This is a genomic window from Rarobacter faecitabidus, assembly GCF_006716265.1.
Taxonomy (GTDB): Bacteria; Actinomycetota; Actinomycetes; order Actinomycetales; family Cellulomonadaceae; genus Rarobacter; species Rarobacter faecitabidus.
The window spans coordinates 1,139,600-1,163,482 of record NZ_VFOS01000001.1 but is presented as its reverse complement, the minus strand read 5'-3'; the positions used below and the strand labels follow the sequence as shown (position 1 = coordinate 1,163,482).

At 66.5% G+C, this 23,883-nt stretch carries 19 protein-coding genes; 14 read left to right on the top strand and 5 right to left on the bottom strand.

Features of this window, described 5'->3' with window-relative positions:
* Positions 1-78 precede the first annotated feature (78 nt).
* From gndA to FB461_RS05185, 3 genes are read left to right on the top strand one after another with little or no spacing between them, the layout of a single operon-like run.
* Positions 79-1,512 (top strand): NADP-dependent phosphogluconate dehydrogenase, encoded by a 1,434-nt coding sequence (gndA, locus tag FB461_RS05195; protein ID WP_142119585.1) that lies wholly within the window; start codon positions 79-81, stop codon positions 1,510-1,512.
* A 59-nt stretch (positions 1,513-1,571) separates the two neighbouring features.
* Positions 1,572-2,612 (top strand): lipid II:glycine glycyltransferase FemX, encoded by a 1,041-nt coding sequence (locus FB461_RS05190; RefSeq protein ID WP_142119583.1) that lies wholly within the window; start codon positions 1,572-1,574, stop codon positions 2,610-2,612.
* The gene (locus FB461_RS05185; protein WP_142119581.1) at positions 2,609-3,769 is read left to right on the top strand and encodes a DegT/DnrJ/EryC1/StrS family aminotransferase; all 1,161 of its coding nucleotides are present in this window, start codon (positions 2,609-2,611) and stop codon (positions 3,767-3,769) included. The genes FB461_RS05190 and FB461_RS05185 overlap by 4 nt, the downstream gene beginning before the upstream one ends.
* 128 nt (positions 3,770-3,897) lie before the next feature.
* Here FB461_RS05185 and FB461_RS05180 read toward each other — a convergent pair whose 3' ends face one another.
* Positions 3,898-5,130: a carboxylate--amine ligase gene (locus FB461_RS05180; protein WP_142119579.1), complete on the bottom strand. Its 1,233-nt coding sequence runs from the start codon at positions 5,128-5,130 to the stop codon at positions 3,898-3,900.
* Positions 5,131-5,296: 166 nt separating this feature from the next.
* On the opposite strand from FB461_RS05180, the gene zapE reads away from it, so the two are divergent.
* A complete protein-coding gene (gene zapE / locus FB461_RS05175) occupies positions 5,297-6,331 on the top strand; it encodes a cell division protein ZapE (protein ID WP_142119577.1) in 1,035 nt (344 codons plus the stop codon).
* Between the two features lie 115 nt (positions 6,332-6,446).
* Here zapE and sepH read toward each other — a convergent pair whose 3' ends face one another.
* Complete coding sequence (gene sepH, locus FB461_RS05170; protein ID WP_170222618.1) at positions 6,447-7,802, bottom strand: septation protein SepH; 1,356 nt, start codon at positions 7,800-7,802, stop codon at positions 6,447-6,449.
* A 176-nt stretch (positions 7,803-7,978) separates the two neighbouring features.
* Here sepH and FB461_RS05165 point away from each other — a divergent pair, with 176 nt between their 5' ends.
* The 6 genes from FB461_RS05165 (at position 7,979) to FB461_RS05140 (ending at position 11,932) form a co-directional block, all read left to right on the top strand.
* Positions 7,979-8,830: an inositol monophosphatase family protein gene (locus FB461_RS05165; RefSeq protein WP_142119573.1), complete on the top strand. Its 852-nt coding sequence runs from the start codon at positions 7,979-7,981 to the stop codon at positions 8,828-8,830.
* Positions 8,831-8,975: 145 nt separating this feature from the next.
* Positions 8,976-9,275 carry a DUF4193 domain-containing protein gene (locus tag FB461_RS05160; protein ID WP_142119571.1) on the top strand — a complete coding sequence of 100 codons (300 nt, stop codon included), beginning with the start codon at positions 8,976-8,978 and terminating at the stop codon, positions 9,273-9,275.
* Entirely contained in the window at positions 9,272-9,730 is a 459-nt protein-coding gene (gene dut / locus FB461_RS05155) for a dUTP diphosphatase (RefSeq protein WP_142119569.1), read from the top strand. The genes FB461_RS05160 and dut overlap by 4 nt, the downstream gene beginning before the upstream one ends.
* Before the next feature lie 142 nt (positions 9,731-9,872).
* On the top strand, positions 9,873-10,604 hold the full coding sequence (locus tag FB461_RS05150) for a DUF3710 domain-containing protein (RefSeq protein WP_142119567.1): 732 nt from the start codon (positions 9,873-9,875) through the stop codon (positions 10,602-10,604).
* A 21-nt stretch (positions 10,605-10,625) separates the two neighbouring features.
* Complete coding sequence (locus tag FB461_RS05145) at positions 10,626-11,036, top strand: OB-fold nucleic acid binding domain-containing protein (RefSeq protein ID WP_142119565.1); 411 nt, start codon at positions 10,626-10,628, stop codon at positions 11,034-11,036.
* Positions 11,033-11,932, top strand: coding sequence for a DUF3159 domain-containing protein (locus tag FB461_RS05140; protein ID WP_246046026.1), 900 nt, complete (start codon positions 11,033-11,035; stop codon positions 11,930-11,932). The genes FB461_RS05145 and FB461_RS05140 overlap by 4 nt, the downstream gene beginning before the upstream one ends.
* Positions 11,933-12,025: 93 nt before the next feature.
* Here the strand turns inward: FB461_RS05140 and FB461_RS05135 are convergent, their stop codons facing one another.
* From FB461_RS05135 to FB461_RS05125, 3 genes are all read right to left on the bottom strand, one after another.
* Positions 12,026-13,006 (bottom strand): hypothetical protein, encoded by a 981-nt coding sequence (locus FB461_RS05135; protein WP_142119563.1) that lies wholly within the window; start codon positions 13,004-13,006, stop codon positions 12,026-12,028.
* 412 nt (positions 13,007-13,418) lie between these two features.
* A complete protein-coding gene (locus tag FB461_RS05130; RefSeq protein WP_142119561.1) occupies positions 13,419-14,108 on the bottom strand; it encodes a potassium channel family protein in 690 nt (229 codons plus the stop codon).
* Positions 14,105-14,773 carry a potassium channel family protein gene (locus FB461_RS05125; RefSeq protein WP_246046025.1) on the bottom strand — a complete coding sequence of 223 codons (669 nt, stop codon included), beginning with the start codon at positions 14,771-14,773 and terminating at the stop codon, positions 14,105-14,107. The genes FB461_RS05130 and FB461_RS05125 overlap by 4 nt, the downstream gene beginning before the upstream one ends.
* Positions 14,774-14,859: 86 nt before the next feature.
* On the opposite strand from FB461_RS05125, the gene FB461_RS05120 reads away from it, so the two are divergent.
* The 4 genes from FB461_RS05120 to acnA all read left to right on the top strand — a co-directional run bounded on the left by FB461_RS05120 (position 14,860) and on the right by acnA (position 23,566).
* On the top strand, positions 14,860-16,872 hold the full coding sequence (locus FB461_RS05120) for an APC family permease (RefSeq protein WP_142119559.1): 2,013 nt from the start codon (positions 14,860-14,862) through the stop codon (positions 16,870-16,872).
* A 2-nt stretch (positions 16,873-16,874) separates the two neighbouring features.
* Positions 16,875-18,143 carry a class I SAM-dependent RNA methyltransferase gene (locus tag FB461_RS05115; protein WP_142119557.1) on the top strand — a complete coding sequence of 423 codons (1,269 nt, stop codon included), beginning with the start codon at positions 16,875-16,877 and terminating at the stop codon, positions 18,141-18,143.
* 119 nt (positions 18,144-18,262) lie between these two features.
* The gene (locus tag FB461_RS05110; RefSeq protein WP_142119555.1) at positions 18,263-20,665 is read left to right on the top strand and encodes a cation-translocating P-type ATPase; all 2,403 of its coding nucleotides are present in this window, start codon (positions 18,263-18,265) and stop codon (positions 20,663-20,665) included.
* A 150-nt stretch (positions 20,666-20,815) separates the two neighbouring features.
* Positions 20,816-23,566, top strand: a complete 2,751-nt coding sequence (acnA, locus tag FB461_RS05105) for an aconitate hydratase AcnA (RefSeq protein ID WP_142119553.1) — start codon at positions 20,816-20,818, stop codon at positions 23,564-23,566.
* Positions 23,567-23,883: the final 317 nt, after the last annotated feature.

Below are 23,883 nucleotides of genomic sequence, written 5' to 3'. Positions count from 1 at the left end.
GCACGCTGGGCGCCCGAAAGCGCACTAGGCTATACGGGGACGAAATGCCAACACCAACGAATGAGGGGACTATTTCGAATGTCTGACTTGGCACAGATCGGAGTGACCGGTCTTGCGGTCATGGGGCGCAACCTGGCGCGCAACATCGCGCGTCACGGGTACTCCGTCGCCATCCACAACCGCTCCTTCGGCCGCACGCAGTCGCTCGTTGCCGACCACGGCGACGAGGGCACGTTCATTCCTTCCGAGTCAGCGGCGGACTTCGTCGCCTCGATCGAGCGTCCCCGCAAGATCATCATCATGGTCAAGGCGGGTGCGGCGACGGATGCCGTCATTGACGAACTCGTGCCGCTGCTGGATCAGGGCGACATTCTGATCGACGCGGGTAACGCGCACTTCCCCGACACGATCCGCCGCGAGAACGCGCTGGCAGCACAGGGCATCCACTTCGTGGGTATGGGCGTCTCCGGCGGCGAGGAGGGTGCGCTGAACGGGCCGTCGATCATGCCCGGCGGCGCGCCAGAGTCGTACACGACCCTCGGCCCGATCCTGGAGGACATCTCCGCCAAGGTGGACGGCGTTCCCTGCGCCACCTACGTCGGCCCCGACGGTGCCGGCCACTTCGTCAAGATGGTGCACAACGGCATTGAGTACGCCGACATGCAGCTCATCGCCGAGGCGTACGATCTGCTCCGCCAGGGCCTGGGTATCTCCGCGGCCGAGATCGGCGAGATCTTCGCGCAGTGGAACAACGGCGACCTCGAGTCCTTCCTGATCGAGATCACGGCGGACGTCCTATCGCACATCGATGCCGAGACCGGCAAGGCGTTCGTGGACATCGTGCTCGATCAGGCCGAGCAGAAGGGCACCGGCCGCTGGACCGTGCAGAACGCGCTCGACCTCGGCGTTCCGATCACGGGCATCGCGGAGGCCACGTTCGCCCGCGCCCTGTCCGGCTCGGTCCCGCAGCGCACCGCCGGCCGCGTACTGCCTGCCAACGCGGGCGAGTGGAACGTCACCGACCGCGATGCCTTCATCGAGGACGTCCGCCAGGCGCTGTACGCGTCCAAGGTGGTGGCCTACTCTCAGGGGTTCGATCAGATCGCCGCCGCGTCGGCCGAGCACAACTGGAACATCGACCGCGGGGCCATGGCCCGCATCTGGCGCGGTGGCTGCATCATCCGCGCCCGCTTCCTCAACCGCATCACGGAGGCGTACGAGCGCGACGCCGACCTGCCGCTGCTGCTGGCCGACCCGTACTTCACGCAAATCGTCGGCGATGGCGTGTCCGCGTGGCGCCGCATCGTGGCACTCGCCGCGACGAACGGCGTCCCGACGCCGGCGTTCTCGTCCTCGCTTGCCTACTACGACGGCGTGCGCGCTGCCGGGCTGCCCGCCAACCTGATCCAGGCGCAGCGCGACTTCTTCGGTGCCCACACCTACCGTCGTACGGACAAGGAAGGCACCTTCCACACCGAGTGGTCCGGCGACCGCAGCGAGATTCAGGAGTAGCCGATTCCGGTTCGCGGATTCCGGCGAGGTCGGAATCCGCGAACCGATTGGCCAGGTTTATGAGTGAGACAGCAGTAAACGCGTCAGCCCTCCGAGTGGTGGTCGTCCGCGACCGGGTCGAATGGGACGGCCACGTCCGAGACCTCGGCGGCCATCCCCTCCAGTTGTGGGGATGGGGTGAGGTCAAGGCGCACGGCGCCTGGCGTCCGTTGCGCGTGCGAGTCATCGGGGCCGATGACGCCACCGTCGGGGCCGCGCAGATCCTGGTTCGCCGCCTTCCCTTCCCGTTCCGTTCCCTCAGCTACGTGCCACGCGGGCCGATGCTTGCGGAGGGGGCGGACGGCTCTGCGGTCGCCGAGGCGATAGCCGCGTGGGCCCGCAGGGCGATTGCGGGCATTGCGATCTCCTTCGAGCCGCAGTGGCCGGTCGGCACGCCGGTGCGGATCAAGGGTTCGCGGATCTCCGAGAACGACATCCTGCTGCCGCGCACGCTGCTCATCGACCTGACGCAGACCGAGGACGAGTTGCTCGCCCGGCTATCGCGCACCACCCGCCAGGGCGTCCGGCGCTCATCGCGCACGGACCTGGTCTATCGCGAGGTGACAACGGACGAGGATATGCAGCGCTGCCTCGACGTGTACGAGGAGACCTCGCGCCGCGCGGGCTTCCAGTTGCATGACCGCTCCTACTACGAGCAGGTCTACCGCGATCTGGGTCCGAACTCGGCGCTGTACGCGGCGTTCGACGGGGACGATCCGGTCGCGTTCCTGTGGCTGGCCGTCTCCGCGGCGACGGCGTTCGAACTTTACGGTGGCTCGAACGATCATGGACGCAAACTGCGCGCCAACTACTCCCTGAAATGGCTCGCCATCACCGACTCCAAGCGGCGTGGCGCGCGCACCTACGACGTGAACGGCCTGCTCAACGACGGCATCTCGGACTTCAAGCGCAGCTTCTCCGATCACGACGACGATGTGTTCGTCGGCACTATCGATGTGCCGTTCTCCCCGGTCCTCTATTCGCTGTGGACCAGGTTGCTGCCCCGGGCCAAGTCGATCCTACGCTCGATCCGGTCGCGCCGGTCGGGGAAGCCAGAATGAGCTCCGACTCCGCGGCGACCGCGCGTCTGCGGGCCGAACTGGCCGCCGTGACCGGCACGAACGGCGAGGACTGGTTCTTCGTGTTCAAGGCCCGTTACGGGATGCAGGCTGTCTTCGATGCGCTACGCGCCAATCGGGCGGGAACCGAGGTCCTGACGCAGGTCCTCACGTGTTCGACGGCCATCGACCCGATCCTGGCGGCCGGACTCACGCCCCGCTACGGTGAGGTCGCCGAGGACACACTCGCCCTCGATCCGGCCAGCGCCGTAGTCGGATCCGCAACCGCGGCCGTCGTCGTGCAGCACACCTTCGGGATCATTGCGGACGAGGCCACCGCCGCGCTGCGCGAACGTGCACACGGGGCGGGCGCGCTACTCGTCGAGGATAGTGCGCACTGCGTCGCGCGCCTTGCCCGCGATGCTGGGGGCGAGCCGCTGGCGGACGTCTCGGTGCACTCCTTCGGCGTCGACAAGATTCTGCGCACCCGCTTCGGGGGCGCGATCTGGGTCAATCCGGAACTCGCGGATCGTTCGCTACGCGACGGTTTGCGAGCCTCGCTCGGCTCCCTGCCGGGGCTATCCCGCCGGCTCGACTGGGTGACGCGCATCAACCGCGGGCAATCCGCCGTCTTGAACCGCCTGCCCGGTAAGATTGGCGGACCACTTCGGTCGGGCCTCGCGCGCGTCGGTCTCTTCGAATACGTGGTCTCGCCCATTGAGCAGCGCGGACGGCTCCCGTACGCGCCGATGGCCTCGTCCCCGTGGATCGATGACCAGGCCCGCGCTCACCTCGAATCCCTCGCGCCGAACGAGGCCCAGCGGCGCGCGGCCGTGGCGGTCTACCAGCGCGAACTGGCGGGGCACATCGACTTTCCTGCGATCCTGGGAGGGGATGCGCAACCGCTGGTGCGTTTTCCGATCCGCGTGCCTCAGGCCGAGGCGCTGATCTCGAATCTGGCATCGCAGGGGTACTTCGCGGGACGCTGGTATCGCCCAGCCATCTTCCCCGGGCCGGTCGATGCGTCCGCCTACGGCTACGCGCCGGGCACCTTGCCGCGCACGGAGCGGATCATCGACGAGATCGTGAACCTGCCCACGAACGTCCCTCCCGAGGCTGCCGCTTCGATCGCCGCGCGGGTCCGCGACTTCCTCCGCTAGACCTTCTCGGTAACCGCGTCCGCGATCTTTTTGCCAGTGCACCGGTTAGGGCTGTGGAACACCCGCTATAGCCGGTGTTCCACAACCACAACGGGTGTTCTAGGTCGCGTTCGCAGGGACGCGGCTCGTCAGCGGGCGTTACGCGTGCGGAAGTACTTGAAGTAGGCCAGCGTCTGGCGCAGGTCGATGCGCGCCACCTCGATCGCGCGGCGCGGCGAGAAGTCGCGGCGATAGCGCAGCGTGTGGACGGCTGGGCGGCGCAGTGCGCGCAGCGCAGCACCCCGCATCGACTTCGGGATGAAGATCAGCGCGATGATGAGCGGCAGGTTGATCCACAGCCGTTCGATGCCCACGACGGTCCACGGCAACTGCTTGCCGTACACAAGGTCATCGACCGCGCAGCGCGTGATGTTGCCCTTCCCGGCCATCGTGTAGAAACTCGTCGCGCCCTGGCGGAGGTTGATCTCGAGCAACTGCGAGGTACCGTCCCGGCGGTCGAACATGATGTCGAAATTGGCGTAGCCCACGTAGCCCAGGCCGTCCAGCAGCGTCTGCAGCGATTCCGTCAGGGCCTCGTCGGCGGTGGAGATGATCGCGTTGTTGTTCCCGATCAGCGCCGGGTCGTACTCGGTGAGAGCCACCTGCCCGACGCTGACGAAGCGCAGGCGGCCGCTCGCATCGGAGTAGGTGTTCGCGACCTGCATCACGGACTCGTCGCCGGCGATGAACTCCTGCACCACGATCTCGTCCTCGTATCCGGCCGCGAAGATCCGTGACACTACCGACTCGAGTTCGCGCCGGTCCTTCACCACGTAAATCTTCTGCTTGCCCGCGAACTGCAATCGTGGATAGGTGTCGGTGTTGGACGGCTTGACCACTACGGGAAACGAGAACGGCAGGTCGCCGCCGAGACGCTCCTGCGCGTCCTCGGGTGCGACGATGACGCTCCTGGGGTGCGGCACGCCGAGGCGCTCGCAGGTCGCGTAGAAGTCGGTCTTCGTCATGATCTGGTCCGCGAGTTCGCTCGACACGAGCGGAATAAGGAAGTCCGCGAGCCGGTCCCGGTTCTCCAGCACGACGGTGGCGTAGTACTCGATGTCGGGGTAGAGCAGTAGTTTCCGGCCGGCGAACTCGCGGGCGATCTCCTGGAGAGTCTCGACGATGAACTCCGGGTCGTCGAACTCGCGGTAGGCGCGGACTTCCACGATCTTCGAGTGCGCAGTCTCGCGCAGCGCCGCCCTGCCGAGTGCGAGCGAGCGGACTCCAAACGCCTCGTGGAGCGATCGCGCCTGGTTGTACGCGTTGAGGTTCGTCCCCAAGATCACGGGGACGAAGTCGTCGTTTCCCAGAGCGTGTGGCACCGAATTCTGCTTTCGTCGATACGCCGGCGGCGAGGCCGGATGGTCACCTGCACATGCTACCGGTCGCCGCGTGACGCGATCGGATCGGCGAGAGCGCGGACCCTCGGCGCGTCTTCGTCGGCGGACGCCCGTACTCAACCGCGACAGGGCGGACGTAGGATGAACTGTGACAAAAGTCCTCTCGACCTCTCTGGTGGGCATTAGGCCGCAGGTGTCGCCCCAGCGACTACTCGACGAATTCGTGCCACCCAAGCACTTCGAGAACGCATCGTTCGCCACCTACGTTCCCGACTCTCGTCACCCCAGTCAAGCCGCCACTCGCGACCGTATGGCGGCCGTCGGCCGCGAACTATCGCAGTCTCCCAAGAAGTCGCTGGCGGGGATCTTCCGCGGTCGCGCGAAGCCCGCCGCGCTCTATCTCGACGGCGGCTTCGGGGTCGGCAAGACGCACCTCCTTGCGTCCCTGGCGCACGCAGTAGGCCCGGCGGCCTGCGCGTTCGGCACGTTCGTCGAGTACACCAATCTGGTCGGGGCGCTCGGCTTCCGGCAGACGGTCGAAGCGCTATCGCAATACCGCCTGGTGTGCATCGATGAGTTCGAACTCGACGATCCCGGCGACACCGTCCTCATGTCCCGACTGCTTCGCGAACTGGCCGACGCGGGGGTTTCGCTCGTGGCCACCTCGAACACTCTGCCCGAGGCACTCGGGGAGGGCAGGTTCGCCGCCGAGGACTTCCTACGGGAGATCCAGGCACTCGCCGCCCGCTTCGAGGTTCATCGCATCGATGGCGAGGACTACCGTCACCGGGAGGCCGTCACCGATGGCCTCATCGTCGCCCCCGACGAGGCTGCGCGGCTGGCGCGGCGGCTATCCCCGGCCAGCGGCACTGTCACGTCGGACGAGTTCCCCGACGTGCTCGCTCACCTCGCCCAGGTCCACCCGAGCCAGTACGGAGCGATGCTGGATGGCATCGGCGCCGTGGTCATCAGCGGCGTCACCACGATCGAGCACCAGCACGACGCGCTGCGGTTCGTCGTCCTGGTGGACCGACTCTACGATCGGGATATCCCGGTCGTCCTCGGCGGTGACGAATCCGCCGGGATCTTCACTCCTACGATGCTGGCGGGCGGCTACCGCAAGAAGTACTTCCGAACACTATCCAGGTTGGGCGCCCTGACCAGAATGGCTGCCGACGACTAGGCGCTTGCCGCTCAAGCCGAGGTTCCGCGCGTTGTGCGTGCTCGTGCACGTTGATGCCGCCGCTCGCTAGTCGCTCAAGCCGAGGGAGCCTCTGGTAGGCGGGACGGCCTGCGGATCAGTCGGTCTTTGCGCCGAAGACGATCTCGTCCCACGTCGGCATCTGTGAGCGACCTCGCCGTCCCTGTTTTGGCTTACCGGTCGGCTCGTTCTTCACCGATGCCTCACTAGTGGCGGAACCTTGAGTTGCTGGCGGGACGGCCTCCGCCGACGGACCGCTCGCCGACCCAGAGCCCACCCGCGAAGCGTTCGCGGACGCCACGCGCGGCTCGTCGATAGCGCCGAGATCGAACTCGGGCTGGCTCGCGCCATCTTCGCCCGTCCTCAGGGCACCGAGCCCGGCGCCGCCGCGGCGGTCGGAACCGCGCTCGTCGCCGCCGTGCTCGTCGCCGCTGGGCTCGTCGCAGCTGTGCTCGGCGTCGCTGACTCGGGGATCACCGGGCGGATCGCTAGGCAGGCTAGTGCTAGACAGCGGGGAGGCCGCACCGGCGATCTGTTCCGTGACTGAACCGCCACCCTGCTGGAAGTCGACGATGCGCGCGACGGAGGCCTCGTCCCCGGGGACCTGTCCGCCGTCCGACTGGCTGAGCGCCGATGATCCCGAACTGATCGAGGAGGGCTCCGCATCGGCGTCGAAACCCTGCCGCACCCCGCGGCGCGCGGCGAGGTCGTCGAGCAGCGCATCGGTGTCCACGACGACCTGCTGGGCGCCGGTCTCGAGCGAATAGACGGGCGCAACCTCGGATTCGGCCGGTTGCGCATCGCGAACCGAACTGAGATGGCGCCGCGGGATCGGCTCATCGGCGATCTCCGTTTCCGACAGCCAGCGAGCCTCGTCCTCCAGTGCCTGGAGCACCTGGGTGCGCGGGTGGAAGCGCCATCTCGCGGTTCGCTCGGAACCGCCCGCCTCGAAGTTGACGGATACCTGCCAGCCGCCCGTCGCGAGCTTGATCGCGTCCCAGGCCAATTCGGAAGTCTCCACGTTCCGGGCCGCCAGCCGGTCGGTGACTAGATCGCCGAGCGCGGGGGCGTCGGCCGTGTTGCCCAGCCGCGCGGCGCGAGCCTGGCGGGCGACGAAGGCCCGCTCGTCCAGCACCGTGCGCTCGTAGCGCTGAACCTGCGCGAGTGGCATGCCCGCGCTCGCGGCGATGTGCTCGGCGGTCTCGCCCGCGCGCACGCGCCCCTGGATCTCGCGCGGGCTCAGCGCAGCCGAGGATTGCAGGAACTCCAACCGCGACCGATCGCCGCGGATCGCGGCCTGGAGGGATTCTGTGATCGGTAGCACGAACTTGGTGTTGCCAGCGGTTCGCAGGATGATGTGCTCTCCGTCGGGGTGGAGGCCCACGAGGGACAGTTCGATCGCGGTCTCGGCACCTGGCACGCGCCCGGAAGACGAGTTGTCGTCGTTCGTCATGACACCTCCGATTCCTGGCTCCGCAACATGGTGCGCGGGCGATTCGCGGTGCGGCGCGCGGGCGGGTGCCGCGCCAGCCACAGAGTCAAGAGTGCCACCAAATGCCCCGCTTCGCGTGGAGCGCGCGCGGTGTGGCGCGAACCGCACCATTTCCTTGCGGCGGCTACCATGGCGCCATGAGTGTCACCCACGAAAACCTCGACCCCGCGGACATCGAAGCGCTAGCGGCGCTGGCGAGGACGGTGGCGGTGCGAGCGGGCGACCACATCCGGAGGAATTCCACCGATGCCGTCGAGGTCGCGGCCACGAAATCGTCACAGACCGACGTAGTCACAGCGATGGACCGGGAGGTCGAAGGGCTACTGCGCGAGTGGATCCTGGCCGCGCGGCCCGATGACGGCTTCCTCGGGGAGGAGGACGGCTCCGTCGCCGGCACCTCGGGCCTCACCTGGGTCCTCGACCCGATCGACGGCACCGTCAACTACCTCTACGGACTCGACTCGTACGCGGTTTCCGTGGCCGTCGTCAGCGGAGAGCCCGACCCGTTGCACTGGACGGCCGTGGCGGGCGCCGTCCATGACGTGCCCCGCGAGCGTACGTGGTGGGCCGGGCTCGGACGCGGCGCCTGGTATGGGGAACGCCGGTTGACGATTCCTCCTGCGCAGCCGCTCGGGTTCGCGCTCGTGGGAACGGGATTCGGGTACGACGAACGCCGTCGCAGGGTCCAGGCGGAGGTGCTGCTCGACGTGCTGCCGCGCGTGCGCGACATCCGGCGCATCGGATCCGCCGCCCTCGACTTGTGCCGTGTGGCCGCGGGACAGCTCGATGCCATGTTCGAGCGCGGCCAGCAGCCATGGGATCACGCCGCTGGCGGGTTGGTCGTAACGGAAGCCGGCGGCGTCGTCGTCGGGATCGACGGCGCGGCCCCGAGCGCCGACATGCTGATCGCAGGGCCGGCCGAAACCGTTGAGTCTCTGCGGAGCATCCTGGCCGTTGCCGATGCGACACGACCTGACATCGATGTCTAATTCCGATGACGAATGTGCATTTCGTTCCGCGATCGTGCACAATTGCGGGCCTTAGGGAACAAAATTGCGCGCCCGTGCCTTACACCGGGGGACGGTGGCGTAACATGTCCTGGAATCAGCACCGAAATGGAGTGTGATAGAGCTAATGGCAACGGATTACGACGCACCTCGCAAGACAGAAGAGGATCTGTCCGAGGACTCACTTGAGGAACTCAAGGCCCGCCGGTCCGACAAGAGCTCGGGCCAGGTCGACGAGGACGAGATCGAGGCCGCAGAAGGGTATGAACTTCCCGGTGCGGACCTTTCCGGCGAGGAGCTTTCCGTCCGCGTCCTGCCGCGTCAGGCAGACGAGTTCACCTGCACCAGTTGCTTCCTGGTCCACCACCGCAGTCAGCTTGCGTACGAGAAGGACGGCCAGCAGGTCTGCACCGAGTGTGCTGCATGACGTCCGCCGAGGTCCTCGTGACCATCCTGGACGAGGTTGCCGCGCCGCCCGCGTACGCGCATCCCGGTGATGCCGGAGCGGACCTGGTGACCACGATCGACGTCGTCCTGCAACCCTTCGAGCGCGCGCTCGTACCTACGGGCATTGCAATCGCGCTACCCGACGGCTACGTGGGACTCGTCCACCCGCGCTCGGGCCTGGCCGCCAGGCACGGTTTGACCATCGTGAACGCGCCCGGCACCGTCGACGCGGGCTACCGCGGCGAGATCAAGATCTCGCTGTACAACTCAGATCCGAGCACGCCGATCGAGCTCAAACGAGGCGACCGTATCGCTCAGCTGGTCGTCCAGGAGTACGTCAAGGCGCGCTTCGTGGTGGCGGAGAAACTGCCGGGATCGGACCGTGGCGAGGGCGGGTTCGGCTCGTCCGGCGGCTGGGCGGCGGCCCAGCCGTAGCGGAAATCTTCCCGGACCGGCGCTCGGTGTGACCACCGGGTTGGCGGGCCGGTCCACAATGACCGTAGGCTAGCGGTGCCGGAACGGCATATGGCGGCAGGCAACACCTTGTCGCGGACAGTTATCAAGGAGATTGCGTCCCGTGGGAATTTTCAGTCGGAAGAGCAAGGGCGAGTCGTCGACGCCCGAAGCGGAGCACGAATCCGCCGAGTCGACGCTCAGCGGGGCCGCTGACGAGGAGTCGCGGGGCACCGAACGTGCAGCCACGGGGCCCTGGGATGTGACGGAGCGTCCCGAACCCGGCGAACTCATCGACTTTGGCGCTCTGCGCGTTCCCGGCGTCGATGGAATGTCAGTTCGCCTGCAGGCTGACAGCCAGGATGTCATCGGCGGCATCACCATTCAGATCGACCAGTCCTCCCTTCAACTCAACGTGTTCGCGGCACCGCGCAACTCCGGTGTGTGGGACGACGTCCGTTCGGAGGTCGCGGCGTCGATTACGCGCGACGGCGGCGTTGCGGATGAGGCGCAGGGACCGTTCGGTACGGAATTGCACGCCCGCGTGCCCGTGAACACCCCGCGCGGCGGAAGTCACGGGCTAGCCCCCGCGCGATTCATCGGCGTCGACGGCCCCCGTTGGTTCGTTCGTGCGGTGATCACCGGCAAGGCTGCCGTGGACGAGGCCGCCGCGAAGGACCTGGAAGGCATCATCGGGGGGATCGTCGTCGTTCGCGGAACCGAGGCACGGCCGCCGCGCGAAGTACTGGCGCTGACCGCACCCAACGTCGTGGCGCCCGCACCCGCGACACCCGAGGCGAAGCCGGACGACTTCAATCCCCTGGAGCGGGGCCCCGAGATCACCGAGATCCGCTAGCCTCCGCAAAGACCCACCCTCGTGACCACCCGCGCCGCAGATGCCGCCGCATCCGAACAACCGAGCCTTTCGGGTCGCCTCAAGTCGCTCTTCGACTCCCGCGACGACATGGCCGCGGCCGACAGTCGCGCGCTGGGACGTCGCGAACCCGGAACGCAAACCTGTGCGCAGGCGGCGCGTCGCGGGGAGGTAACCCTGATCGGGCGTATCCGCTCCGTCCTGGTCCAGCCGCGCGGAAGCGCACCCAGTCTCGAGGTGCAACTGGATGACGGGACCGGAATGGTCCGGCTGGTGTGGCTTGGTCGCCGCCGAATACCGGGCATCGAGGCGGGTAGGGAACTGAAGGTGCGCGGCTTCGTCAATCGCTCGGATTCGCTGATGACCATCTACAACCCGCGCTACGAACTGCGCGCAGTCCCGGGGGAACGATGACTAACGAGACCGGAATCAAGTCACTGACGGGGGACAAGTTCCATCCGCTCGCGGCGCTGGGGGGGATCCGCGGCATCATCGAGGCGATGGCGCCTGGTGCCGTCTTCGTGATCGTCTTCGTGGCCACCCGCGAACTGCTCGCCCCCGTGATCTCGGCCGGGGCGATCGCGCTGATCGCGGTGATTGCGCGCCTCATCCAGCGCACGCCGATCACCCAAGCGTTCTCCGGTGTCATCGGCGTCGGTATCGGCGTGATCTGGGCGTGGCGCTCCGGTGCGGCCGAAAACTATTACCTCTGGGGACTGCTCACAAACGCGGCCTATCTGTTGCCGATCCTCGTATCGATTCTGGTGCGCTGGCCGGTGGTGGGGCTGATCGCCGAAGGGCTCAAGGCCGGATTGACCGATGCCGGCAAGATCGAGCGGGGCGAGACCAAGGGCTGGACCTCCTGGCGTCGCAACCCGGAGATGATGCGGCGCTATCAACTCGCCACGTGGCTCTGGGTGGGACTGTTCGGCCTGCGCCTCGTGGTGCAGGTGCCGCTGTACCTCGCCCAAGAGGTCGGCTACCTCGGCACCGCGCGGCTCGTGATGGGTGTTCCGCTATGGGCCGTCACGCTGTGGCTGACCTGGATGCTCGTCCGCACTCCTGACGAGGATCCGGTGGACGATGTCGCTGCCGGTCGTGCCGTGGGCGTTGCTGATTCCACCGAAGTCGCTGCCGGTCCTGGCGTGGGCGTTGCTGATTCCACCGACGTCGCTGCCGGTCGCGCCGTGGGCGTTGCTGATTCCACCGATGTCGCTGCCGGTCGTGCCGTGGGCGTTGCTGATTCCACCGATGTCGCTGCCGGTCGTGCCGTGGGCGTTGCTGATTCCACCGATGTCGCTGGAGACTGAACCGCTCGCGATCCCCACTCCACCGCTGGCGGGCACCGGTTAGGGTTGCTCAGCACCCGATATAGCCGGTGTCGAGCAACCCCAACCGGTGTTTCATCGAGGGGAATAGCGCATCGGCACCCCAGCACGCTGCAAAATGCGTGCGAACCTCGCCGCATCGATGACGTCCCGCCAGGCAACACGGATCACGATAACCCCCGTGCGCCGGATGCGATCTTCCCGGAGTTTCTCGTCAACCAGGACTTCCGATGGGTTGCGACCACGCAGGATCGACTGGTCGATGTACTTCACGTGCCCGTCAAATTCCAGGAGGATTTGTGCATCTTCCCAGTAGAAGTCACCTCGACCTATGAATCCATCAGCATCGTAGAAGGCGTGCTGCAACGACGGCTGTTCGAAATGGAGTTCGTGGATGCGCGCGCGGCAAAGGGATTCCCCGACTGACTCGACTCTGGCGTCTGCAAGCCGTGCAACATCGCTTGCCCTGGAGAAACCAGTACGGTGCTCGTTCTCGCTGATGATGCCCAGCAATTGTCGCCTGGTGACGCGGCGATCGCGCAACGCCGCGTCCGCGCACGCAAGTCCGACCGCAAGGGGTTCGGCGCAGGCCACATCCAGGAGCGTCCTGGCAACCGATGTCACACGAAGACCGTCGACCGTGGTGGGTGCCGGGTCGAACCCCACTCGTCGACGTTGAATCACGGCTGATGACCGAGCTCCACCCTTGCGATGAGTGTTCACTTGCGCCTTCGAAGGAGGGGAGGACAGCCACGGCAGCCCGTGGAGCAGGGCGGCGGTTGCATGGCTGAACTGCAAGTCATCGGACCGTCGTGCCACCGCACGAGCGAGTTCTAGGTGCCTCCCCTCTGGCGTCAGGTTCTGCCAAACCTCGATGGCCGCGTAGTACCCGTATGCCACACGCACAAGCGTGCCTCGATCTACAAGTGAGCGCAGTTGCCCGCGCGAATAGGGTTTCTGACGTAACTCGGATGCGTGGGCGACGCAGAAAAGCGGTCTGCCCAAAATCGCGATGCCGGGTTCTGCCATCTGCGGTGCGGTCGACGTTGGGGCCATACGGACAGAATGCTCGAAAACGCACCTTCGAAGCCGCGCTGTGGGCGTATGTGGAAAACTGTGCGCGATGCCGCCGCGCGATAACACCGCTTGGGGTTCCCAAGCACCCGATATAGCCGGTGTTGAGCGACCCTAACCGGTGTCCGGCAGGAGGGGTGCAGGGATGCCGCCGCGCGATAACACCGGTTAGGGTTCCCAAGCACCCGATATAGCCGGTGTTGAGCGACCCTAACCGGTGTCCGGCAGGAGGGGTGCAGGGAGATCGCTCGGGCAGGAGGGCGCGTAGCGCGCAACGCGGTGCTCGGCCAGGAAGAGCACCGGGCCCGCGGAACTCGCAACGCGGTGCTCGGCCAGGAGGGTGCAGTGCCCGGAGAGCCGCAACCCGGCAGGAGCCCGCGCCGTCCCGGGAGCCCTATCCGGCCAGGTCGTCCGGATCGGGGGCGCCCGCAACCAGCAATGTCCGCAGGGCCGCCTGATCGGCGTCCGGACTGGAGACGAGCAGCAACTCGTCACCGACCTCGAGGGTGTCGTCTGCATCCGGCGTGAACGGCGACCGGTCGCGCACCACAGCCGCCAGCACGCATCCGGCGGGCCACGAGATGAGCCCCAGGGGCACGCCCACCACGGGCGAATCCTCCGGCAGGGTGATCTCCAGGATGTCGGCGCCCGACTGATGGAACGTGAACACGCGCACCAGGTCGCCGACGGATACGGCTTCCTCGATGAGCGCCGTCATCGTGCGCGGCGTCGACACGGCGACGTCGACTCCCCACGCGTCGTCGAACAGCCACTCGTTCTTGGGGTTGTTGACGCGCGCGACCGTGCGCGGCACCCCGAACTCGGTCTTGCACAGCAACGAGATGACGAGGTTCGCCTTGTCGTCACCGGTCGCCGCGACGACCACATCGGCGCTCTCGACCTGCGCCTGGGTGAGCGCCGACAGTTCGCACGCGTCCGCCAGCAGCCAGTCCGCCTCCGGCACCTGTGCTACCCGCATCGCCGAAGCCTGTCGGTCCAGCAGCGTCACCTCGTGCCCGTTGCCGACGAGTTCGCGTGCGATCGAACGTCCGACCGATCCGGCCCCCGCCACGACGACCTTCATGAGGTCGCCTTCTTCGGCGGGTTGGTCATGATGCGCTCCACGTGGCTGACCTGATCGATCGGCATTAGCAGATGGAGGGTGTCGTTCTCCTGGAGCACGGTGCTCGGCTGGGGGAACACGCCCTTGCCGTCGCGGATCAGATAGGCGGTCCGCGCGCCTGTCGCGCGTTCGACGCTCGTCAGTGCGATGCCGTACCACGTGGGGTGCACGTCGACCTGGTTCAGAGTGATGGTCCCGGACGGATCAACGAAGTCCTCCGTGGCACCCATGGGCAGCATGCGCCGCAGCACCTGATCGGCCGTCCACCTCACCGTGGCAACGGTGGGAATGCCGAGACGCTGATAGATCTCCGCGCGGTGCCGGTCGTAGATGCGGGCGACGACGTTGTCGATGCCGAACGTCTCGCGGACCACGCGGGCAGCGAGGATGTTCGAGTTGTCGCCATCGGACACGGCCGCGAAGCCGTAGGCGTCGCTGATGTCCGCCTGTTCGAGTGTGTCCCTGTCGAACCCGATGCCTGTCACGCGCTTGCCGCCGAAGTCGGTGCTCAGCCGCCGGAAGGATTCGACGGCCTGATCGATGATGGCGACCGAGTGCCCGTGCTCCTCCAGGGAGTCGGCGAGCGTGGCGCCCACGCGCCCGCAACCCATGATCACGAAGTGCATAGTTGCCAACGGTATACCCGTTCGCCGTAGCCGGGCGACACGCGCGCGCGGCGGTGGTGGACGGGCAGTGGTACTACGCTTTGCATGTGCCGAATCTTGGTGCCGCGGTCAAGCGGCTTATCGTCGGACGACCTGTTCGCTCTGACCGTGCGGGCGGCGCGCTGCTGCCCAAGCGCCTGGCGCTGCCGGTGTTCGCTTCCGACGCCTTGTCGTCGGTTGCGTACGCCCCGGACGAGGTCCTCCTCACTCTTGCCGTCGCGGGCGGCGCGGCGACCCTGATATCGCCATGGATCGGGGTGGCGGTGGCGATCGTCCTGGCGACGGTCGTGGCCTCCTACCGGCAGAATGTCCGCGCCTACCCCTCGGGTGGCGGCGACTATGAGGTGGTCACCGATAATCTCGGAGACAAGGCCGGGATGACCGTGGCGAGCGCGCTGCTGGTCGACTATGTGCTCACGGTCGCGGTGTCCGTGTCGGCCGGCGTGCTCTACGCTGCCAGCGCGATACCCGCGCTGCGCGGGCACGAGGCGATCACCGCCGTTGGAGCCATTCTGCTCCTGGCCGTGGTGAACCTGCGTGGCTTGCGCGAATCGGGTCGTGTCCTCGCCATTCCCGTGTACCTCTTCATGGGCGCCGTTGCCTTGACGGGAGTGGTTGGGTTTGTCCGGTTCGCGACCGGGACGTTGCCCGCGGTCGAGAGCGCGAACCTGGAGATCATCCCCAGCGCCGGCTACGAGGCTGGGCTGGTCGGGCTGGCGGGTGTCCTGCTGGTGGCCCGCGCCTTCGCGTCCGGCGCCGCCGCGCTGACGGGCGTTGAAGCCGTGAGCAACGGCGTTCCCGCCTTCAAGGAACCCAAGTCGCGCAACGCCGCGACGACCCTCGCGATCCTGGGGGGCGTGGCGATCACCATGATCGTGAGCATCCTGGTCCTCGCCCACGTGACAGGCGTCAAGTACGTGGAGAACCTCGACCAGTTGCGCAGCGCCGACGGTGCGTTGCCCGACGGCTACGTGCAGCATCCCGTGCTCGTGCAGTTGGCGAGCGCGTCCTTCAGCGGCGTGCCCGTCATGCTGTACGTCGTCTCGGCCGCGACCGGCCTCATCCTATTCCTCGCGGCGAACACGGCGTTCAACGGGTTCCCGATCCTGGGCTCGATCCTTGCCCGCGACGGCTACCTGCCGCGCCAGTTGCACACGCGCGGCGATCGACTCGTCCTGTCCAACGGCATCATGATCCTCGCCGCCATCGCTGCGATCCTCGTTTTTGCGTTCGACGCATCCGTGACGCGGCTCATCCAGCTGTATATCGTCGGCGTCTTCGTCTCGTTCACGCTGTCCCAGCTCAGCATGGTCCGGCACTGGACGCGCAAACTAGCCACGGCGACGGACTCGTCCGAAAAACGCCGGATGCAACGCTCCCGCCTCGTCGGTGCGTTCGGATTCCTGCTCACGAGCTCGGTCCTCGTGATCGTTCTGGTGACGAAGTTCACGCACGGCGCCTGGATCACCCTGCTGCTGATGGCCGGCACGTTCGCGTTGATGCGCTCCATTTCCAAGCACTACGCGACGGTGGGCGGTGAGGTGCGCTACGAAGAGGACGATCCCACGGTCCGTTCCCTGCCCAGCCGCGTGCACGCCATGGTGCTCGTCGCGCGAGTGCACAAACCCACCATGCGCGCCATTGCCTATGCTCGTGCCACGCGCCCGTCCCAGATCGAGGCGGTGACGGTCGCGGTCGACCCGAGCGAGTCTGCGAAACTGCTCCGGCAGTGGGATGATCTGTCGATCCCGGTACCATTGCGGGTGCTGGATTCGCCGTTCCGGGAGATCACCAGGCCGGTGCTGGGGTACATCAAGTCGATCCGGCGCTCCTCTCCGCGCGACCTGGTGGTGGTATTCATCCCCGAGTACGTGGTCACGCACTGGTGGGAGCAGCTCTTGCACAACCAGAGCGCGTTGCGCCTCAAGACGAGGCTGCTGTTCGTGCCGGGCGTCGTCGTGGCGTCCGTGCCGTGGCAGTTGGGCGATTCCGGCCACGGGGACCACACGGCCCCCGGAAACAGAACGAGGCCTCCACAGGGCCGGATTGGACACGAGTAACGATGACGACCACGCAGTCGGCGGCGCACTATCCGGGTGACCTGATCGAGGTGACCGTCGGCGCTCCGGCTCATGGCGGGCACTGCGTGGCGCGCCTCGACGGTCGCGTGGTCTTCGTCCGGCACGCCATCGAGGGTGAACGCGCGGTCGTGCGCCTGACCGAGACGGCGCGCAAGGGGTTCTGGCGCGGCGACGCCATGCAGATACTCGAACCCTCGCCCGACCGGGTCACTCCGGCGTGGTCCCATGCCGGTCCCGATGGCGTGGGCGGTGCCGAACTCGCGCACGTGGCCCCCGCGGCGGCCCGGGCATGGAAGTCGCGCGTGCTCACGGAGCAGTTCAAGCGGTTGGCCAAGATGGACGTCGACGTGCCGGTCGCGGCGATCGATGGCGACGATGAGGCGCGCTCCATGGGGTATCGGACGCGCGTACAACTCGTAGCGGGGGAGTCCGGACGCGCGGGCATGCGCGCTTTCCGTTCGCATCGCGTGGTGGAGTTGGACGAGATTCCCCTCGCCACTGAGGCGGCCTCTCAACTGCTGGCCGAGGAGGACGTCTTTGGCCGCGAGTGGAAGCCTGGCACATTGATCACCGCTGTGGCCCCCGCTGACGGTAGCCCGGGAATGATCCTGGTCGATGACGTGCCTTGGCATCACGGGCGTGCCGACCGCAGGCCGAATGCGCGGCAGACCGTAGCGGAATCGGTGCGGGTGGGGGAGGACGATTTCTCCTACCGCGTAGCAGCAGCAGGATTCTGGCAGGTGCATCGGGCCGCACCCGCAACGCTCGTCGATGCTGTGCTGGACCTGGCTGGCCGAGGTGAACTAGCCGGTGAGGACGTCATCGATCTCTATAGCGGGGCGGGGCTCTTCACGCAGCCGCTCGCGAGGGCGGCGGGGTCGGCGGGCAGCGTGCTCGCGGTCGAGTCCGGCCAGCGTGCGCTGCGCGATGCCCGGCGCAATCTTCGCGAGTACGGCAACGTTCAGTTCGTCGAGGGGCGCGTCGAGCAGGTGTTCTCGGCCGATTCTCCGGCCCGAGCCGACCTGGTGGTGCTCGACCCGCCACGCGCCGGGGCCGGGCGGCACGTGGTGGATGCTATTGCCAGCGGTGGTGCCCCGAGCGTCGTATACGTTGCGTGCGACCCCGCGTCACTCGCCCGCGATGTCGCCACCTTCGCCGAGCATGGGTACCGACTGCAGGAGATGCGGGCCTTCGATATCTTCCCAGCAACGCATCACTTCGAGTCGGTAGCCTTGCTGGTGCGGGACTAATCGGCTCGGTCCCCCGCTCGCCCGTTCCGCCGGCTCGCTCGGAACGGCTCGGGTAAACCTGACCACTCGGAGCGCGAGCGGATCGCCTCCAGCCAACGACAAGCGCCCCGGGAGGGCACATGCCGAAGACGAACGTGTTGTCCCACGAAGACGGTTTGACCTCATCCGAAGTCGCTCAGCGGGTAGCCGAGGGCAAGGTCAACGCGTTCGACGATTCGACATCGCGTTCGATCGGCACCATCCTGCGTGCCAACACGTTCACGCTGTTCAACTTCATCCTCGCTACCGCGCTCGTCGCCGTCCTCATCACGGGGCGCTGGCCCGATGCCGTGTTCGGCTTCGTGATGCTCATCAACATCGTGATCGGCGTCGTGACCGAGATCCGCGCCAAGCGCACGCTCGACTCGCTCGCCATCCTGTCCGCCCCGCACGCGGTCGTGACCCGCGACGGCCGGCAACTCAATGTGGGAGTGCACGAGGTCGTGCTCGACGACATCGTCACCGTTAGCACGGGCGATCAGGTCCCAGCCGACGGGGAGTGCCTCACGACGGTCGGACTCGAGGTGGACGAATCGCTCCTGACAGGGGAGTCGAAGCCGGTGCGCAAGCAGGTGGGGGACGAGTTGCTCTCGGGTTCCGCGATCGTCGCCGGCACGGCGACGTACCGCGTGAACCGGGTCGGCGCCGACGGGTACGTCAACAAACTCACCACCGCGGCCAAGAAGTACTCGCGCGCCCGCTCCGAGCTGCAGGAGGGGATCAACAAGATCCTCAAGGTCATCTCGATCATGCTCGTGCCCATCGCCATCCTGCTGGCCAACAGCCAGTTGCGCGCCACGGGCGGCTGGTCCCAGGCGTTCGTGGATGACAATTGGAAGGACGCCATCGTCGCTGCCGTCGCAGGCGTGGTCGGGATGATCCCCGACGGACTCGTGCTGCTCACCTCGATGAACTTCGCGCTCGCGGCCGTACTGCTGGCGCGCTCCAAGGTCCTGGTGCAGGAGCTGCCAGCGGTCGAGGTACTAGCCCGCGTCGATGTCCTCTGCCTCGACAAGACCGGCACCATCACCGACGGCACTATAGCCCTGAGTGAACTCATCGATCTAGCGGACGAGCCCGGCGCGGCCGCCGCGCTCGCCGCGCTCGCGCACCTGGGGGGAGGGAACGCAACCTCGGATGCGCTCGCGGCAGGACTGCCAGACGTGATGCCCGCGCATACTACGGACGCGGTGCCGTTCTCGTCCTCGCGAAAGTGGAGCGCCGTTGCCACGCCTGACTCGGCTTGGATCCTCGGCGCGCCCGAGATCCTCCTCGCGGGCCGCGAGGATGAGCCCGCGCGGAAGGCGATGGAAGCCGTGCGCACGTCGGCTTCGGCTGGTGCGCGCGTCATTCTGCTGGCGGCGTGTGACACCCTGCCGGATCCCGAGTCGCCGCTGCCCGGCGACTCGCGTCCCGTACTCGTGGCGGTGCTGGGCGAGCATATCCGCGAGGATGCGCTCGACACGCTGGCGTACTTCCGCCGCCAGGAGGTGGGCGCCAAGGTCATCTCTGGTGACAACCCCGAGACGGTGGCGGCGATCGCCACGAAGGTCGACCTGCTCGGCGACGGCCAGCAGTTGACCGGATTCGATGCCCGGGACCTGCCGGAGGATCTGGACGAGTTGGCCGACGTGCTGGAGCAGAATCATGTGTTCGGACGCGTGGTTCCCGAACAGAAGCGCGCGATCGTCCGTGCGTTGCAGAGCCGCGGTCATACGGTAGCGATGACAGGCGACGGCGTGAATGACTCGCTCGCGCTCAAGGACGCAGACCTCGGGATCGCCATGGGCAACGGGGCGGCCGCTGCCAAGGCGGTTTCCCGCATCGTCCTGCTCGACGGCAAGTTCAGTCGTCTCCCCGGCGTCCTAGGCCAGGGTCGGCGCGTGATGGCAAACATGGAGCGGGTATCGACCCTGTTCCTGACGAAGTCGGTGTATTCCTTCGTGCTGGCGCTCACGGTCGTGCTGCTGAGTTGGCCCTACCCGTTCCTGCCTCGGCATCTCACTCTTGCCAGTTCCCTGACGATCGGCATCCCCGCGTTTCTGCTGGCCCTGCCGCCGAACAATCGCCGCTACGTGGCGGGCTTCCTTGGACGAGTGCTCTCGTTCGCGATTCCGATAGGTGTCATTCTGGGGGCGGGAATCCTGACGAGTTATACGCTGCTCGGCGGGAACGACGATCCAGCGATGGCTCGCACCGCGACGACTGCGATGCTGATCACGGCCGGCCTATGGATCGTCGGCGCGCTGGCGCGTCCCCTCGTGCACTGGAAGATCGCGATGCTCGCCGTGCTCGCCGGTGCCGGCATACTGGCGTTCCAGATCCCGTTCGTTCGAGAGTTCTTCATGATGGAACCGGTGAACACCGAGCACTGGGTGATGGTCGCCGCGTGCGCCGTCGGCTGCTGGATCCTCATTGAGGCCGTCTACCAGTGGCATCAGCGCTATTGGCGTTCTGCGACGAGTCAGCATGGCGTCGAGTAGCGGCACACGTTATTGCCGCCGTTCGGTCATTGTCGACCGCCCCGCAAATTATCTTGACGTCAAGATATTGCGGTAGGCTGAGGTGTAACCCCTCATGTGCGTTGCCACGCCCCGGTGGCGCACCGCGTCCTTGAAGTAAGGAGCCCACTTGTGAGTCACGTCGATTCATTCGGTGCCAAAGGAAACCTGACCGTCGGTGACAAGTCCTACGAGATTTACCGACTTGCGTCGGTTCCAGGTCTTGAGCGTCTGCCCTACAGCCTGAAGATCCTCGCGGAGAACCTGCTGCGAACCGAGGACGGCGCGAACATCACCGCCGATCACATCAACGCCCTCGCGAAGTGGGACCCCACCTCGCAGCCGAGCACCGAGATCCAATTCACCCCGGCGCGCGTGATCATGCAGGACTTCACCGGCGTGCCCTGCGTCGTCGACCTTGCGACAATGCGCGAGGCAGTCGCTGACCTCGGTGGTGACCCCGCGCGCATCAACCCGCTCGCGCCGGCAGAACTGGTTATCGATCACTCCGTGCAGATCGACGTGGCCGGACGTGCCGATGCGTTCGAGCGCAACGTCGAGATCGAGTACGAGCGGAACCACGAGCGCTACCAGTTCCTGCGCTGGGGCCAGACGGCGTTCGACGACTTCAAGGTCGTCCCGCCGGGCACCGGTATCGTCCACCAGGTCAACATCGAGTACCTGGCGCGCGTGACCATGACCCGCGAGGTGGGCGGCGTCGTCCGCGCCTACCCAGACACGTGCGTCGGCACCGACTCTCACACGACGATGGTCAACGGGCTTGGCGTACTCGGCTGGGGCGTCGGCGGCATCGAGGCAGAGGCCGCGATGCTCGGCCAGCCCGTCTCCATGCTGATCCCGCGCGTGGTCGGCTTCAAACTGATCGGATCCATTCCGTCCGGCGTTACGGCTACGGACGTGGTCCTCACCATCACCCAGATGCTCCGCCAGCACGGCGTGGTGGGCAAGTTCGTCGAGTTCTACGGCGCGGGCGTCGCCGAGGTCCCGCTGGCGAACCGCGCGACCATCGGGAACATGAGCCCCGAGTTCGGCTCGACCGCCGCGATCTTCCCGGTCGACGATGTCACGCTCGACTATCTGCGCCTCACGGGCCGTTCCGACGATCAGCTCGCGCTCGTCGAGGCCTACTCGAAGGAGCAAGGCCTGTGGCACGACTCGGCCCACGAGCCGCAGTTCTCGGAGTATCTCGAACTGGACCTCAGCACGGTCGTTCCCTCGATAGCGGGGCCCAAGCGCCCGCAGGACCGGATCGAACTCTCACAGGCCAAGCAGCAGTTCCTACGCGACCTGCCGAACTATGCTCCAGAGGCGACGAACAAGATCGACGAGGCCGAGAAGGAATCGTTCCCGGCTTCCGACTCCCCGGCCATAGTGCCCGGTGAGGGATTCCATGCCCGTTACCCCGTCACCACCGCGGAGGGCGGGACATACGATCTGTTCCATGGCGCCGTCGCCATCGCCTCCATCACTTCCTGCACCAATACCTCAAACCCGTCGGTCATGCTTGCCGCTGGCCTGCTCGCCAAGAATGCCGTGGCGCGCGGATTGACGGCGAAACCGTGGGTAAAGACGTCCATGGCGCCCGGCTCTCAGGTCGTGACGAACTACTACGAGAAGGCGGGTCTGTGGCCGTATCTCGAGAAGTTGGGCTTTCACCTCGTCGGCTACGGTTGCGCGACCTGCATCGGCAACTCGGGTCCGCTCGCGCCCGAGGTCTCGGATGCCGTCAACGAGCACGACCTCGCGGTCGTTTCTGTGCTCTCGGGTAACCGCAACTTCGAAGGGCGAATCAACCCCGACGTCAAGATGAACTACCTGGCGTCCCCCCCGCTCGTCATCGCCTACGCATTGGCGGGCACGATGGAGTTCGACTTCGAGACCGAGCCGCTCGGCTTCGACGAGGCGGGGGCACCGGTATTCCTGCGGGACATCTGGCCGAGCCCTGCCGAGGTTCAGTCGACCATCGACTCGTCCATCAATCGTGAGATGTTCACCTCCGACTACGCGGACGTGTTCGCCGGCGATGACCGCTGGCGTTCGCTCGATACGCCGACCGGATCCACGTTCGAGTGGGACACGGAATCGACGTACGTGCGCAAGCCGCCGTACTTCGAGGGGATGGGCCTCACGCCGGCGCCGGTAACCGACATCGCTGGCGCGCGCGTGCTGGCGAAGCTGGGCGACTCCGTCACGACGGACCACATCTCACCCGCGGGTGCGATAAAACCGGGAACACCTGCCGCGCAGTATCTGGAAGCGCATGGCGTGGGCCGCCGGGACTTCAACTCGTACGGTTCGCGTCGCGGCAACCATGAGGTCATGATCCGCGGAACTTTTGCCAACATCCGACTGCGCAATCAGTTGCTGGAAGGCGTCGAGGGGGGCTACACGTTCAACTTCCTCCGTTCCGAGCAGTCGTTCATCTACGACGCCGCGCAGGACTACGCTGCGGCGGGTATTCCGCTCGTCGTCCTGGGTGGAAAGGAATACGGCTCCGGATCTTCGCGAGACTGGGCAGCAAAGGGGACGAGCCTGCTTGGTGTCCGTGCCGTCATCGCCGAGTCGTTCGAGCGCATCCACCGCTCCAACCTGATCGGGATGGGCGTGCTGCCGCTCCAGTTCCCCGCGGGGGAGTCAGCCGACTCCCTTGGACTGGATGGGACAGAGGTCTTCGCCATCTCAGGTGTTACTCAGCTCAATGAGGGCGTGACTCCGGACACGCTGAGCGTCGTGGCGACGCGGGCCGATGGCTCGACGATCCAGTTCGACGCCGTGCTACGTATCGACACTCCGGGTGAGGCGGATTACTACCGGAATGGTGGAATCCTGCAGTACGTTCTGCGCTCGCTGGCGTCCTCATGATGCTTATTTCCTGAGAGTTGCATCGTGATGGCGGGGCCGCTCCCGCGGGTTTGATTTGAACCCGCCGGGGAGTGGCCCCGCTGCCGTTTCCGATTAACACGAAACTGGTGGCCGTGCATCTTGACCCGGTCGTTCCGCTAGCCGTATGGTTCGGATGTGACAGCGTTGTCGGCTCCGGACTATTTCGGGGTGACGGTCACGCCTGAGTTATTCATCCGAACCGAACTGGGAGTGCAAGGATGCATCCAATTCAGCCGCAAAATCGCGGCGTATCAGCGGGATTCAGCGGGAAGCGGCGAGTGCTAGCCGCTGGCACC